The following is a 14,381-nucleotide window of genomic DNA, read 5'->3' on the forward strand; positions in this document are numbered from 1 at the left end:
TCCCCCTACTTTTTCGTTACGTTTTTCAACGACCATTTACCAGTCGGATCTACTTCAAGGCCTGTATAATTTTTGTCCATAGCAGTTGTTACAATTCCATGGTACATCGGAAGTACGACATTTTCTTCAATCATCAAGTGATTCGCTTGATCTAGAATCTGTAGACGCTTATCTTGATCAATTGTTGTACGAGATTGAACAACCAGCTCGTCAAATTTCGGATTGCTGTACTGTGAGCGGTTAGATGAACCGACATTATCGCTATGGAAGTTCGGATACAACAATTCAGAACCATCTGCCGTAACATTCGACCAACTCAAGAACGTCATGTCATACTCTCCAGCGCGAGCTGTATCAAGGAATGTTGCCCATTCCAACGATTCAATTTCCACTTTAAATCCAGCTTCTGTTAATTGAGCTTGCACGATTTCAGCCATTAAAATGAAATTGTCACGATTCGCCGTCAATAGCTTAATTGGTTCGTCTCCATATCCATTTTTCTCAACTAAAGCTTTTGCTGCTTCCACGTCGTACGCTGTTCCTGCTTTATCTGCCCCTTCATCAAAACCGAACACTTGTGGCCCAATGACACTGTCACTTCTTACACCTAATCCATTTAGCTTCGACACAAATGCATCACGGTCTACTGCTAATGAAACAGCTTTACGGAAATCAGCATCTTGGTTTCTTTCGCGTGAGTGATTGAATGCCAAGTAATAAACACTTGTACCGTCTTTCTTTTCGATATTAATGTTTTTCATTGATTCTAATCGTTTCACTTGTTCTGTTGGTAGATTATCGATGAATTGGACTTCACCTGTTTGAAGCATAGAAATCGCTGTTGAGATTTCTGGTACAACTTTAAACGCGATTTTCTTCAATGCCGGTGCGCCATCCCAATAATCTTCATTTGCTTCTAATTCAACTTTATCCCCTGGTGTCCAACTAACAAATTTATAGGGACCTGTTCCAACTGGGTCTTTCATTAAGTCTTGTTTTTTGTCAGCTGTTGGGCTCACAATCGCAGCATTTGTATGTGACAATGCCGCTAAGAATGGTCCATACGGATATTTCGTTTTAATTTCAACAGTGTGTTCGTCTACTACCGTGATTGTATCAACTGGTTCTAATAAAGATGCACGTGGTGCAGCAGTCGCTGGGTCACGAAGTTTATCAAACGTATATTTTACAGCTTCCGCATTGAACGGCGAGCCATCGTGGAATTTGATGCCTTCTTTTAATTTAATGACCCATGTTTTTTCATCTGGGTTTTCATATGATTCTGCAAGCAGAGGGTCAAATTCCTGTGTCTCACTATTTCGAGTAAATAGTTGCTCGTAAACATGCTCCGTGATATTTGCGGATACAGCATCGTTCATTAAGATTGGAGATAAACCAACAGCATCTGAAGTTGATGCATAAGTAAATGTTTCGTTGCTTTCACCACCACCGTTTGATTCGTTTGAACCTTTAGGTGCAGATGCCGATTCCCCAGAGCAAGCTGCCAGGACAAGCATTGCGATTAACACGATTGAGTACCATATTGTTTTCTTCATTCTTTTTCCCCCTGCTCTATTTTGTTGATGTTCACGATGTCGCTATTTGGTCTTCCTTAATTAATTGAGCTAGAATGGCGCTTTTGTTTTTCATAAATATCAAATATTCATATTTGGATCTAATGCATCCCGTAATCCATCTCCTACTACATTGAATGCAAAAACCGTCAACATAATGGCGATACCAGGAACAATCGTCAAGTGAGGGGATGTCCACATATAATCTTGTCCTTGTGAAATCATGGCTCCCCACTCAGGTGTAGGTGGCTGCGCACCCAGTCCCAGATAACTAAGTGAGGCTGTTGATAAAATGGCTGTTGCCATTCGCATAGTCGCAAATACAATAATCGGTGCAAATGCGTTCGGTAAAATGTGTCGCATCATAATTCTGAAATCGGATGCTCCCAATGACTTCATGGCCATGATGTATTCTTTCTGTTTAATTGAAAGAACTGAACCACGTACAATTCGTGCACATGTTGGGATGGACCAAATACTGATGGCGATTGCGACATTGACCAAGTTCGTGCCCAAAATAGCGATAATTAACATTGCGAGCAATATTCCTGGGAATGAGAACAATAAATCAACAACACGCATGATTACGCCATCCAATTTTTTGTAGTATCCCCCAAGCAACCCTAACGTGACACCACCAATTAGGCCGAGTGATACCGCTGTAATTCCTACCAGCAACGAAATTCGTGCACCATAAACAATTCGTGTCCAAACATCCCGTCCATAGTTGTCAGTCCCTAACCAATGACCATCTGAAAACATCGGCAATTCACTTGCGGCTAAGTTTTGTTTGATGGGATCTTGGGTGGCAATAAGTGGTGCAAAAATGGCCATTCCGATCTGTAAAAGGATAATAATTAACCCTGCTACCGCTAACTTGTTTTTTAATAATCGTCTTAAAGTCGTGACATAAACTTTTTCTTTCTTCTTTACAACCGCCATTCTTTCTTCCGTAAGGACTGCATTCGTCATAGGTGGGGTCTCCTTTCATCAGTCGTAGCTGATCCGTGGATCAATAAAGGTATAAACAATATCTACAATTAAATTCACCACAACAAACAACGTAGCTACTAATAGTACCGATCCTTGAACCATCGGAAAATCTCTCATTGCAATTGAATCAATCATTAACCTTCCTACACCATTAATGGCGAATACTTTTTCCGTAATGATTGTTCCTCCCAGCAAAAATCCAAAGTTAAGCCCGATGACTGTGATGACTGGAATCATGCCATTTTTCAATGTGTGAATCCAAATGACATTTCGTTCTTTCACACCTTTCGCTCTTGCAGTCCTGACATAATCAGCTTTAATTACTTCGAGCATGGAAGATCTCGCCATTCGCGCTATCATTGCTGCAGAGCCTGTACCAAGTGTAATCGCCGGCAAAACCAATTGTTTGATGCCGTCAACTGTGTAGAAAGGTGCGGATAGCCCGCCAACGGGAAGCCATTGCAAATTTACTGCAAACACTAAAATTAACAATGCACCTAACCAAAAGTTCGGAATTGAAATACCAGCAAGGGCAAACGTGGTGGATGTAACATCCAACCAGGAATTATGCTTCAGTGCCGATATCAATCCTGCAAATATTCCAATGACTACCGCAACAATCATACTGGCAATCGCAAGTTTTAATGTATTCGGAAAACGAATAGCTATGGCTTCAGAAACAGATTGTTTTGTCTGATAGGAATAACCAAAATCACCTTGAGCCGCATGTTTTAAATATCTGCCATATTGAACGAGGAATGGATCGTTTAATCCAAGATTGTCTCGAATGGCTTCCAAATCAGTCTCCGTCGCGGTGGGTCCTCCCACCATTGTGGCTGGGTCGCCAGGAGCTATGTACATGGATGAAAAAACAAGAAAGGAAATACCCAATAATAAAAATACGAGCTGGATTCCTCTTCTGACAATCAATGCTATCATTTATCCCCCTACCTTCTTACAATTGTTAATTATTTTTTTTATTTCACTTAACAATTGGTTGTTATTTGTTAAATGTGATTATAGAGCATAGCAAATTAAAAATCTACATGAATATTCAAATAAATTATAAAATTTCATATATTTGATTCTTTTTGTTCATAAATAGTGATTATATAACTACATAACGTAATATTTTCAACAATATTTTATACAAGGTGTTAGTATTGTCTGACTTAATTAATGAAAACGGTTTCAATCATTTCGAAACTAGAAATTTTAAGCGAAAAAACCCCCTGACTTTTCCTAAGAAATGTCAGGGGGCTTCATTTGTTATAATTTTAATCCACTACGGCTCTTAAAGCGTCTCAATAAGATGTGACTTTCTACACGGGTAATACCTTCCAAAGCGTATAATTCTTCATTGATAAACTTCTCTAAATTCGAGAAATCATCCACCAACACATGCATATGAAGGGTGGAAGGACCTGTCATTTGATAACAGCTTGCAACACTAGGATTATCAGCAAGCGTTTCAGCAACTTCAACAAGTGAAGATGGTTCACAATCCACTTCAAAGAAGCCAGAAACACTTTTACCTACTTTTTCTGAATTGATTACCACTGTAAAACGCTCAATAACTCCCTCTTCTTGCAATTGGTGCACACGTTCGCGCACAGCTACACGTGATAAGTTCAATTCTTTTCCTATATCTACATACGATAAGCGTCCATTGGCAATCAATAATTCTAAAATACGTTTATCTGTATCATCTAAACGCATAGGCCACCCACTTTCTTCCATTGTATTGATATTATACGAAAAGAATTAGCAGATAGGAAGAAAAATAATTAATATTCTTACGACTTGTTTTTAAAATGGTAGTTATATGAACAGAACGACAGGAGACCAGCTTCATAAAAGCTGGTCTCCATTTTAAAATTATTCTGCTAATCCCATTTCAGTACGCACAACCTCAGCAATGCGTTCTACGTAACGTTCGCAATCTTCTTTCGTTGATGCTTCAACCATGACACGCACCAATGGTTCCGTACCTGAAGGACGTACCAAGACGCGACCATTCCCTGCCATTTCTTGCTCCACTTCTGAAATGACAGCTGCCACTTTGGCATTATCCGTCACTCCATGTTTGTCCGTTACACGAACATTGACAAGTTTTTGTGGGAAAATCGTCATTTCAGCTGCGAGTTCAGACAGCTTTTTGCCGGTAATCTTCATGATGTTCACCAATTGAAGACCTGTCAGTAAGCCATCACCCGTTGTATTGTAATCCAGGAACACGATGTGTCCAGATTGTTCTCCACCTAAGTTGTAGCCATTGTTCTTCATTTCCTCGACTACATATCGATCACCAACCGCTGTTTGAACGCTGCTCATTCCATGAGACTCTAGAGCTTTATAGAAGCCCATATTGCTCATCACTGTTGAAACAACTGTATCGTGCTTCAAACGGCCTTCGCTATGCAAATGCTTCGCACAAATGTACATGATTTGGTCGCCATCTACGATTTGTCCTTTTTCATCTACTGCAATCAGTCGGTCACCATCTCCATCAAATGCAAGACCTACGTGAGCGCCTTTATCCACGACAAATTTAGCCAATACCTCAGGATGAGTAGACCCAACACCTTCGTTAATGTTCAATCCGTTCGGTGATGCACCCATTGTAGAAAGGTCTGCATCAAGATCAGCAAAAACATGAGTTGCTAAAGATGACGTTGCACCGTGTGCGCAGTCCAAAGCAACATGAATGCCAACAAAATCTTCATCCAATGTTTGCTTCAAGTAACTGATATATTTTTGTCCGCCTTCAAAATAATCCGTAACAGACCCTAAATCTCCGCCAACAGGACGTGGCAATTCATCCACTTCTGTATCAATAAGCGCTTCGATTTCTGCTTCTTGATCATCCGAAAGTTTAAAGCCATCAGAACCAAAGAATTTGATTCCATTATCGGCAACCGGGTTATGCGAAGCAGAAATCATTACGCCCGCTTCTGCACTCATCACACGTGTTAAGTATGAAACACCTGGCGTGCTGATCACGCCTAAACGCATAACTTCTGCACCTACTGATAAAAGACCAGCTACAAGTGCACCTTCCAGCATATGTCCAGAAATACGTGTATCTCGTCCAATTAAAACTTTCGGACGGCTTGTACTCCCTTTTGTTAACACATATCCACCAATACGACCTAATTTAAATGCCATTTCTGGTGTTAGCTCGCTATTCGCAACGCCTCTTACCCCATCAGTTCCAAAATATTTACCCATTTATCTATTCTCTCCTTCAAATCCAAACTTAAGCTCGCATAACTTCCACTGTGACGGAAGGTGAAGACACCGTCCATGTCACATTTCCAGGACCTTCTACGGTGACATCCAAAAGATTTTCACCGTCTTCTGCTGCGCTTGCATCTACATATACCTGAAAATCACTTGCAGTTAATGTATCGATATAGGAACTTTCACCTTTAACGGTCAAGAGGACTTGACCACTGTCAGGTTGAGTAAAGGAAAAACGATCCTCTTCAGCCAACCCTTTCACTTCTACATTGACACCTGCAAATTCACGAGCTGTCGTTTTGACTTCCGTTTGTCCAGCTTGAGCTGACTCATCCGGCACTGGCTCTTCTTCAGGCGCTGGTGTCACATCAACTAATACTTCTAGTTGAGATTCAGAAACTCGTGATGCACCTTTAGGAACCGGTATTTTCAGTGTGAGTTCTTTCGATTCTTCGAGCTTACTCACATCCACATCTACCTTAATTGCATCCAAGGCATCTACAACTGCCCGATTTCCATACACACGTACATAACCAAATGATGGCGTTAAATCATTAATGACTACGCCCTCTTTTGGTGGCCCGATTTGCCTTAAGTCAATTGGTACCTCTCGACTATATTCTTCCATGGCAATTGTGACGTCCACTTGAGCAGGCTCTATCGTAACATTTAATTTGGATAAATCCTTATCCAACACTTTTACGCTTGCCTCTTGGGTAAAGGTTTTATTAAGCCCTTGTTCTCCCCCGACGGTCGCTTTAACAAAACTGATACTTTCAATCACACTTCTAGCACCCGTTATCAAAACGCGTTCCGGATCCGTTTTCATGCCCGTCACGATAAAGTTTTCAGCCAACAATCGTTCGTTGAATTCTGCATCAACCCGCATTTCACGAGTGATTTTTTCTTCAATATTTACTTCGATATACGATGGATCTAAAGTGACTTCGAGTTTATCCGACACATTCTCCACTTGCAGCATGACATTATGTTCATCCATATTCAATGTACGCAAATCAACAAAGACGGTAAAGTCTTGTAGTTGTTTTGCTGATTGTACAAGTGACGTTGGTCCTTCTATCGTCATATCGACGGTCTTAGGAACCCCCGTGACCACTAAGTTCTCATCATCATAATAAACTTCCACTGGCACATCACGAATAATGTCCGTCATGTTCCCGTTCGTTGCTGCATTTAAGTTTTCTTCATCGGATTTAATCGTCAAGAACAAAAGCATGGCGAGAAGCAGCGCCGTGATTCTTAAAAACCAAGGGCTATCCATCATTTTATCCATTCTTTTTCCCCCTCCACGTCCATTTAGAAGTGCTGACCAGTTCAGGTTCAGGTCCAAACCACACTTTTCGCAAGCGTGTTTCAAATTCTTCAATGGATAGATTTCGGTGAAGGTCTCCGTTCGATGTTAAACTAACCGCTCCAGTTTCTTCAGATACAACAATCGTAATGGCATCTGTCACTTCACTGATACCGAGAGCCGCCCGATGACGTGTACCAAGATCTTTAGAAATGAACGGACTTTCGGATAACGGCAAATAACAAGCAGCTGCCGCTATTTTATTTTTTTGCATAATCACCGCTCCATCATGAAGTGGCGTATTGGGTATGAAAATATTAATCAATAATTCCGAAGTAATTTCAGAGTTCATTTTAATACCGGTTTCAATATATTCTGTCAGCCCGGTTTCACGTTCAATCGAAATCAATGCACCAATTCGGCGTTTCGCCATATAGCTTACAGATTTCGTCATAGCTTCAATTAACCGATTCTGCTCTTCTGCTTCTTGAAGGCTCGTGCGGGCGAATAATTTGCCTCGTCCAATCTGTTCGAGTGCACGTCGTAGTTCCGGTTGGAAAATAATAATAATGGCAAGAAAACCCCAGTCAATGATTTTTTGCATCATCCAACCAAGTGTGTCCAATCCAACTGTCTGCGTCAGCACCCGGACAATTATGATAACAAAGATTCCTTTTAATAATTGGACTGCTTTCGTTCCTTTTATCAAAGTGAAGATCTTATAAATGACAAACCACACGAGTAACACATCAAGTATATTAACGAGCACGTTTACCGGCGTCAAATCTGTAAATTGGTCAATAAACGGCATGTGGCATCCCCCACTTTTCATCACATATTCATATGGAATCAGTATAACATAAACACCCAGCGTTCTGCCTGCTGCAAAGAAAAGCATGGATATTGAAATAGCACTGGATTATTCCTCTTCCGCGTATTTGCGTTCAACGCTTTCTGACAGGAAGCCTTCTTTATGATAAAAAAAGAAAAAGCCCACCCCTGAAGGGTAGACTTATTTATCTTCTTTACCATCTACAAGTGACGCAACGTCTTTTGCACCTGCTTTAATTTTGTACCAAAGCCAATCGAACACTTGGTTAATTTCTTCTATTTCCCCTGTAACGTTGGCTGTTGAGGCCATATACTGTCCATTGATTACCGTTACATTGCCATCTACTTCTCCATCGATTTGAAGGTCACCGTTTTTGACAACCAAGTCCCCTATGACAATCTCTCCTGCAGGAACGATTACTTTTTCTCCTTCAACTACAAGGTTCGGTTGTTTTGTGAAGGAGAAGTGTTGGTCTTCATTGAAACTCGAGAAGAGTGAAGCACTCATTAAAATCATAAACAAGGCTGCAGCAGTCAATAAAGGATGACTGTGGAACCAACGCTTCATTCCGACTTTTGATGTTTCTTTAGGCAAACGTGCCGTCACGCCTTCCACAAAACCATTTGGTGCAGATATATGTGATGCGCTCTGTACGAACGCAGCAACTTTACTTAACTCATGCATGTGCTGCTGACACGATGGACAACTGGCTAAATGGGTTTTAAGCTCCTGCTCATGCTCACCGCTGATGTCGCCATCCAAATATTCATGCATATAGTGAACAATCTGTTCTGGGCATTTGTTCATCGTGAATCCCTCCTACATGTTACTCAATTGCTTTCTGAGCGCCTCGCGCCCCCTGTGGATACGGGTTTTCACAGTTCCAAGCGGCATTTCTAAAATTTCACTGATTTCCTGGAGCGGTAAATCTTCCATATATTTCAGTACAATCACTGCACGATATTTATCCGGCAAGCGACTGATTTCATATTGAACTCGGTCTTGCATTTCCATCTTCATAACTTGATCTTCCGGCAACTCTTCAGACGCAGCGATTTGCGAATACATGTTTAATCCTTCCGTGCCTGAAACCTCTGCATCTAAGTAATAATCTGGTTTCTTCTTTCTTATACGGTCAATACACAAATTGGTTCCAATTCTGTACAACCAAGTTGAAAATTTTCGTTTTGTATCAAACGTATGAATATTAATAAATGCACGGACAAATGCTTCCTGTGCTATATCCTCCGCTTCATGTTTGTTTCCAAGCATACGAAAACAGACCCGATATAATTTATCCTGGTATAGTTCGACAATCTCCGCGAATGCATTTTGATCGCCTTTTAATACTTCTTTTATTCGTTTGTTGACCAAAGCATCCATGGTGATTTCCCCTCCGCTCATGCGGCTGTCTTACTTATACGGTTTACAGCCTAGACAGGTTTCATCTTTTTTTATATCTTTTTATATCTTTTTTATAACTTTATTATATCAGAACTATTTTCAAGATACTTACAAATGATAAAAAACTTCCCTACAGATAGACGCCAATTCATGAGCTTTAGTTGCATTGAAATGAAGAAAAAACTGTTCAACCTGTAAGCATCATATGCCAGGTTGAACAGTTCGATTTACCTTATAATAATTTTTCGCCGAACAGTGAGCCCATTAAAGCTACAGCTACATCAGCCGTTTTATTTTTCTCATCAAGAATCGGATTTACTTCCACAAATTCAGCAGATGTAATCATATCTGAAGAATAGAGCATTTCCATCGCTAAATGACTTTCACGGTAACTGATTCCACCCGGTACAGGAGTTCCAACACCCGGTGTATAAATTGGATCGATTCCATCTAAATCAAGAGATAAATGGACACCATCCACTTCACGGTCTTTTAAATACCACATTGCTTTGTTCATGACTTCCGTCATCCCAAGTTTATCGATATCATGCATCGTGAATACTTTTATGCCTTTTTCTTTGATTAACTCACGTTCCCCTGGATCGATTGAACGTGCCCCGATAATGACAACATTTTCAGGTTTGATTTTTGGAGCAAATCCACGGATATTCACCAATTGCTCATGACCTAATCCAATGCTGACTGCCAAAGGCATACCATGAATGTTGCCTGAAGGTGACGTATCTCCCGTATTTAAATCTGCATGTGCATCGTACCAGATGACGCCTAAATTCTCATAACGATCGCCTAGACCAGCTAGTGTACCAATGGCAATACTGTGATCCCCACCTAAAATAAGAGGGAACTGACCATTTTCCATCACGTCATGAATTTTGTTTGCTAAAGTCGTACTTGCATCTGTTACTTCTTTTAAGTTACGTAAGTTTGTATCCGTTGGAGCCGTTTTTTCTGCCGCCGCAATTTGAATATCGCCTTCGTCCGTTACTGAGTGACCAATTTCCTCTAAACGTTCAACCACACCAGCATAACGAATCGCACTTGGTCCCATATCAACCCCGCGACGATTTTGACCCAAATCCATTGGTACTCCGATTAAAGATATATTTAATTTATTCATTATTTTATACCTCCCCATTTACTTAAGTTTATTGTAAATCAAGAGGTACACTTGGCTCAACTGTACATCATTTTGAATATTTATTCATATTTTCATACAATTGATTTCTGATTGATGACCATTCATTTTCGATAATGGAATAAACGACGGCATTGCGTGGTTTTCCAGTTGAGCGAATACGTTCATTGCGTAAGATTCCTTCTTTCTTCGCCCCTAATCGTTCAATCGCTTTTTGAGAAACCAAATTTTCTTCATCTGTTTTAAATTGCACACGAATCATACCAAGGGTTTCAAATGCATACGTAAGCAGCAGCCACTTAGACGTCGTGTTTATATGTGTTCGTTGAAATGGTTTGCCATAAAAAGTAGCGCCAATTTCGCATGTTTTATTAGAATGATCAATGTTATAGATCCTTGTAGAACCATACAGTTCATCCGTTTCCGTATTGGCTACAACTAAAACAATGGTCGAATCTGTTGATTGCATCTGTTCATAGCCAGAGCCCATCCATTGTTCAAACTCATCCATATGTTGAATTTGGTTAAGCATAAAGGTAAACGTCTCAGTTGTCGTTAGTTTCCACAGACGTGCGATATCGGTTTCTTTCATCGGTCGTAATGTCACATCATCATGCATTAATAACACACTCATACTCCACAACTCCCCAACAACTTTTCCACTATCATACAAAAGTTTTTCCGATATATACAGACTGTGGTCTGAAAATCGTATTATCCTCTGCTTGTTCCATGGCATGAGCTGTCCAACCTACAATTCGTGCAACACTAAATGTCGGGGTGAAGAGAGTAGGATCCAGGTTAATCGCACGCATGATGGCAGCAGCATAGAACTCCACATTTGTGTATAACTTTCTCCCTGGTTTATGTTCATTCAACAGGTGAATAATTTCTTTTTCAGCATAAGTAGCAAGATCCAGCCAAGCATCTTTTCCTTGAAGGGACAAACATTTTTCCCTAAGTACAATGGAACGGGGATCTTCCGTTTTATAAATTCGATGACCGAACCCCATAATACGTTCACCTCTGGCAAGCTTTTCTTCAATGACAGGACGAACGCCTTCCGGAGACTTCATTTCATCTAACAAAGCAAGTACGCCTGAAGGAGCACCTCCATGTAATGGACCTTTCATCGTACCGAGTGCCGAAACAATCGCAGATGGAATATCAGACTCTGTTGAGATCGTGACTCGCGCGGCAAACGTCGACGCATTCAATCCATGCTCCATTGTTAATAACAAATACGTCTCAAGTGCTTCTACTTGCGCAGGTGTTGGGGATATCCCTGTTAATAAGTATAAAAAGTTAGCAGTATGTCCTAGATTTTCTTGCGATGCCAACGGCTCCAAATCTTGCTGTCTTCGATAATAAAAAGCTACAATTACCGGAAGTGCTGCAGTTAAAATAACTGATTGTTCATATTGGGATTTTTGCAGGAATGACGGGGTTCCGTAAGCTGAAACAGCTACTTTCAATACATCCATCACTTGTAAATTAATCGGTAAATTTAGCAGTAATTTAGACACATGTTCAGGAAGTTCCCTTCCTTCTTTTAATAGTAGAGAAACCGGTTCTTTCGTTCCTGTCCATAAATATGTGGACAACTGTTCAAATGTTGCATTTGAAACAATTTTATCCACAAGTTCTCCACGGTAGCGCAATTCACCTTTTTCTCCATCCACTGATGCAATTTTCGTATGAACCGCGACCACGTCTTTTAATCCTTTTTGAAACATATTATCGCCTCCTATAAAAGGAGTATACGCTGATAAATTGATTATAAAAATTAAATAGTTATAATTAACTTAATTAATATTATTAATTAAAAGAGGTGTCGATTATGGAAATACAATGGATAAAAACATTCATTATTGCTGCAAAAACTCTCAATTTTCGAAAGACCTCTGAACAACTTTTGATGTCCCAACCGAGTGTCTCCGTACACATTCGATTACTAGAAGAGTATTTAGGAATTTCATTATTCGAACGCAATAAAAATCGAGTAACACTAACCGATGCTGGAAAAATGTTTGTGGATAAAGCGGAAAAACTCCTTCAACAATATGAAGACAGCATTCAATCCATCCATGCATATAAGCAAGGGTATAGAAGAAATTGGACCATCGCTATCTCACCTTTGCTAGCCGAAACCATATTACCTCATATCCTGCGATCATTTATGCGCCAACATCCAGACTTGGAAATTACGATTCGTGTAGAAGAATCCCATCTGATCGAAGAACTTGTGGATAAAGAAGATGTCCATTTGGGGATATCCGCATTAAATTCGACTTATAAACATATTGAATCAATTCCAATTTTTGAAGAACATCTTCTTTTCATTGCTCCTGTGGATATCTATGATGATGAAAGTGGACCAGCGTACGATGAAATGGAGTATTTACAGACTTATACACTTTTTACCCACCATCACCCCGTGTTTTGGGATGACGTGTTGATAAAGTTGAGAAAACAAGTAACCGGCTTGCGCTCGATGAAAGTGTCACAAGCCCATATCACCAAACGCTTCATCCAGGAAGGGCTCGGCATTTCATTTCTACCCCATTCCATTGTCAGACGTGAACTACTAGAAGGAAGATTAATGAACATCCACTTTGATTTATTCGAACTACCGAAAGTCACGACCTATGTGATTGTAAAGAAACAAGGCGAATTAGAGAAAGAGTTCATTCAAATGTTATCCTCACACTATTTTGGATAAATCTATATCTCAAAAACACAAAAAGACGTTTGGAATATTACATCCCAAACGTCTTTTTCAATTATGGAGCCTAGCGGGATCGAACCGCTGACCTCCTGCGTGCAAGGCAGGCGCTCTCCCAGCTGAGCTAAGGCCCCGAAAAAAGATAAATAAAAAAGTGAGCCATGTAGGATTCGAACCTACGACCCTCTGATTAAAAGTCAGATGCTCTACCAACTGAGCTAATGGCTCGTACAAGAGTTATGGCTGGGGTACCTGGATTCGAACCAGGGCGTGACGGAATCAAAATCCGTTGCCTTACCGCTTGGCTATACCCCATTAATAAAATGCAAAAAATGGTGGAGGGGGGCGGATTCGAACCGCCGAACCCGAAGGAACGGATTTACAGTCCGTCGTGTTTAGCCACTTCACTACCCCTCCAAGGGTAAAATATATGGTGGAGGATGACGGGCTCGAACCGCCGACCCTCTGCTTGTAAGGCAGATGCTCTCCCAGCTGAGCTAATCCTCCTGGGTAAAATTATGTCTTTATCGCAAACGTTGAAGGATTTGCTCCTTCCTTGCTTTGCTGCGTCGTCGCATTTTGTCATCTTCGTATGACAAAATGGTGACCCCTACGGGATTCGAACCCGTGTTACCGCCGTGAAAGGGCGGTGTCTTAACCGCTTGACCAAGGGGCCATTATGTATAATACGAGTACTGTATTTTTGGAAAAAAGCTTCCAACCGGGCTCGAACCGGTGACCTCTTCCTTACCATGGAAGCACTCTACCTGCTGAGCTATGGAAGCAAGAAAGTGGCTCCGAAGGTAGGACTCGAACCTACGACCAATCGATTAACAGTCGATTGCTCTACCACTGAGCTACTTCGGAATAAAAGTATAAATAAAAAAGCCTAGCGACGTCCTACTCTCACAGGGGGAAACCCCCAACTACCATCGGCGCTAAAGAGCTTAACTTCCGTGTTCGGTATGGGAACGGGTGTGACCTCTTTGCCATTATCACTAGACTTTTTTGAGTGTTTGTTCACTCAAAACTGGATAAACGGGTCATTGAAAACCATTCAAATTCATTTTGGTTAAGTCCTCGATCGATTAGTATTCGTCAGCTACACACGTCACCGCGCTTCCACCTCGAACCTATCTACC

General features: G+C 40.8%; 13 protein-coding genes, 8 tRNA genes and 1 rRNA gene. 1 reads left to right on the top strand and 21 read right to left on the bottom strand.

The genetic code is table 11. The annotated features are described in order from the left end of the window. Positions 1-5: 5 nt before the first annotated feature. The 12 genes from M9R32_RS07135 to M9R32_RS07190 form a co-directional block, all read right to left on the bottom strand. Entirely contained in the window at positions 6-1,556 is a 1,551-nt protein-coding gene (locus tag M9R32_RS07135) for a glutathione ABC transporter substrate-binding protein (protein ID WP_269926045.1), read from the bottom strand. Positions 1,557-1,655: 99 nt separating this feature from the next. Further along, positions 1,656-2,546: an ABC transporter permease gene (locus M9R32_RS07140; RefSeq protein WP_269926046.1), complete on the bottom strand. Its 891-nt coding sequence runs from the start codon at positions 2,544-2,546 to the stop codon at positions 1,656-1,658. Positions 2,547-2,564: 18 nt separating this feature from the next. Next, the gene (gene nikB / locus M9R32_RS07145) at positions 2,565-3,506 is read right to left on the bottom strand and encodes a nickel ABC transporter permease (protein WP_269926047.1); all 942 of its coding nucleotides are present in this window, start codon (positions 3,504-3,506) and stop codon (positions 2,565-2,567) included. A 330-nt stretch (positions 3,507-3,836) separates the two neighbouring features. Continuing rightward, the gene (locus M9R32_RS07150) at positions 3,837-4,286 is read right to left on the bottom strand and encodes an Lrp/AsnC family transcriptional regulator (RefSeq protein ID WP_269926048.1); all 450 of its coding nucleotides are present in this window, start codon (positions 4,284-4,286) and stop codon (positions 3,837-3,839) included. Between the two features lie 159 nt (positions 4,287-4,445). After that, complete coding sequence (gene glmM / locus M9R32_RS07155) at positions 4,446-5,798, bottom strand: phosphoglucosamine mutase (RefSeq protein ID WP_269926049.1); 1,353 nt, start codon at positions 5,796-5,798, stop codon at positions 4,446-4,448. 28 nt (positions 5,799-5,826) lie between these two features. Further along, entirely contained in the window at positions 5,827-7,104 is a 1,278-nt protein-coding gene (locus M9R32_RS07160) for a CdaR family protein (RefSeq protein WP_269926050.1), read from the bottom strand. Then, complete coding sequence (gene cdaA / locus M9R32_RS07165; RefSeq protein WP_269926051.1) at positions 7,097-7,933, bottom strand: diadenylate cyclase CdaA; 837 nt, start codon at positions 7,931-7,933, stop codon at positions 7,097-7,099. Before cdaA ends, M9R32_RS07160 begins: the two co-directional genes overlap by 8 nt. Positions 7,934-8,134: 201 nt before the next feature. Further along, positions 8,135-8,761: an anti-sigma factor gene (locus tag M9R32_RS07170; RefSeq protein ID WP_269926052.1), complete on the bottom strand. Its 627-nt coding sequence runs from the start codon at positions 8,759-8,761 to the stop codon at positions 8,135-8,137. Between the two features lie 12 nt (positions 8,762-8,773). After that, complete coding sequence (gene sigW, locus M9R32_RS07175) at positions 8,774-9,337, bottom strand: RNA polymerase sigma factor SigW (RefSeq protein ID WP_269926053.1); 564 nt, start codon at positions 9,335-9,337, stop codon at positions 8,774-8,776. Positions 9,338-9,590: 253 nt separating this feature from the next. Further along, the gene (rocF, locus tag M9R32_RS07180) at positions 9,591-10,496 is read right to left on the bottom strand and encodes an arginase (RefSeq protein ID WP_269926054.1); all 906 of its coding nucleotides are present in this window, start codon (positions 10,494-10,496) and stop codon (positions 9,591-9,593) included. Between the two features lie 67 nt (positions 10,497-10,563). Continuing rightward, entirely contained in the window at positions 10,564-11,148 is a 585-nt protein-coding gene (locus M9R32_RS07185; RefSeq protein ID WP_269926055.1) for a GNAT family N-acetyltransferase, read from the bottom strand. 31 nt (positions 11,149-11,179) lie between these two features. Continuing rightward, positions 11,180-12,250 carry a citrate synthase/methylcitrate synthase gene (locus M9R32_RS07190; protein WP_269926056.1) on the bottom strand — a complete coding sequence of 357 codons (1,071 nt, stop codon included), beginning with the start codon at positions 12,248-12,250 and terminating at the stop codon, positions 11,180-11,182. 104 nt (positions 12,251-12,354) lie between these two features. Between M9R32_RS07190 and M9R32_RS07195 the strand changes: the two genes are divergently transcribed. Further along, positions 12,355-13,236: a LysR family transcriptional regulator gene (locus tag M9R32_RS07195; protein ID WP_269926057.1), complete on the top strand. Its 882-nt coding sequence runs from the start codon at positions 12,355-12,357 to the stop codon at positions 13,234-13,236. Positions 13,237-13,300: 64 nt separating this feature from the next. Here M9R32_RS07195 and M9R32_RS07200 read toward each other — a convergent pair. The 9 genes from M9R32_RS07200 to rrf all read right to left on the bottom strand — a co-directional run bounded on the left by M9R32_RS07200 (position 13,301) and on the right by rrf (position 14,242). Continuing rightward, positions 13,301-13,373: transfer RNA gene (locus M9R32_RS07200), tRNA-Ala, on the bottom strand. A gap of 21 nt (positions 13,374-13,394) precedes the next feature. Beyond that, positions 13,395-13,467 (bottom strand) — tRNA-Lys (locus M9R32_RS07205). Between the two features lie 12 nt (positions 13,468-13,479). Beyond that, positions 13,480-13,554, bottom strand: a tRNA-Gln gene (locus M9R32_RS07210). 18 nt (positions 13,555-13,572) lie between these two features. Next, positions 13,573-13,656 (bottom strand) — tRNA-Tyr (locus M9R32_RS07215). 14 nt (positions 13,657-13,670) lie between these two features. Continuing rightward, positions 13,671-13,746, bottom strand: a tRNA-Val gene (locus M9R32_RS07220). Between the two features lie 94 nt (positions 13,747-13,840). Beyond that, positions 13,841-13,915 (bottom strand) — tRNA-Glu (locus M9R32_RS07225). A 36-nt stretch (positions 13,916-13,951) separates the two neighbouring features. Further along, positions 13,952-14,024 (bottom strand) — tRNA-Thr (locus M9R32_RS07230). Between the two features lie 7 nt (positions 14,025-14,031). Then, a tRNA-Asn gene (locus M9R32_RS07235) sits at positions 14,032-14,106 on the bottom strand. Positions 14,107-14,126: 20 nt separating this feature from the next. Next, positions 14,127-14,242, bottom strand: a 5S ribosomal RNA gene (rrf, locus tag M9R32_RS07240). Positions 14,243-14,381: the final 139 nt, after the last annotated feature.

Origin of the sequence: Paenisporosarcina quisquiliarum (assembly GCF_027563315.1) — a bacterium.
Classification (GTDB): domain Bacteria; phylum Bacillota; class Bacilli; order Bacillales_A; family Planococcaceae; genus Paenisporosarcina; species Paenisporosarcina quisquiliarum.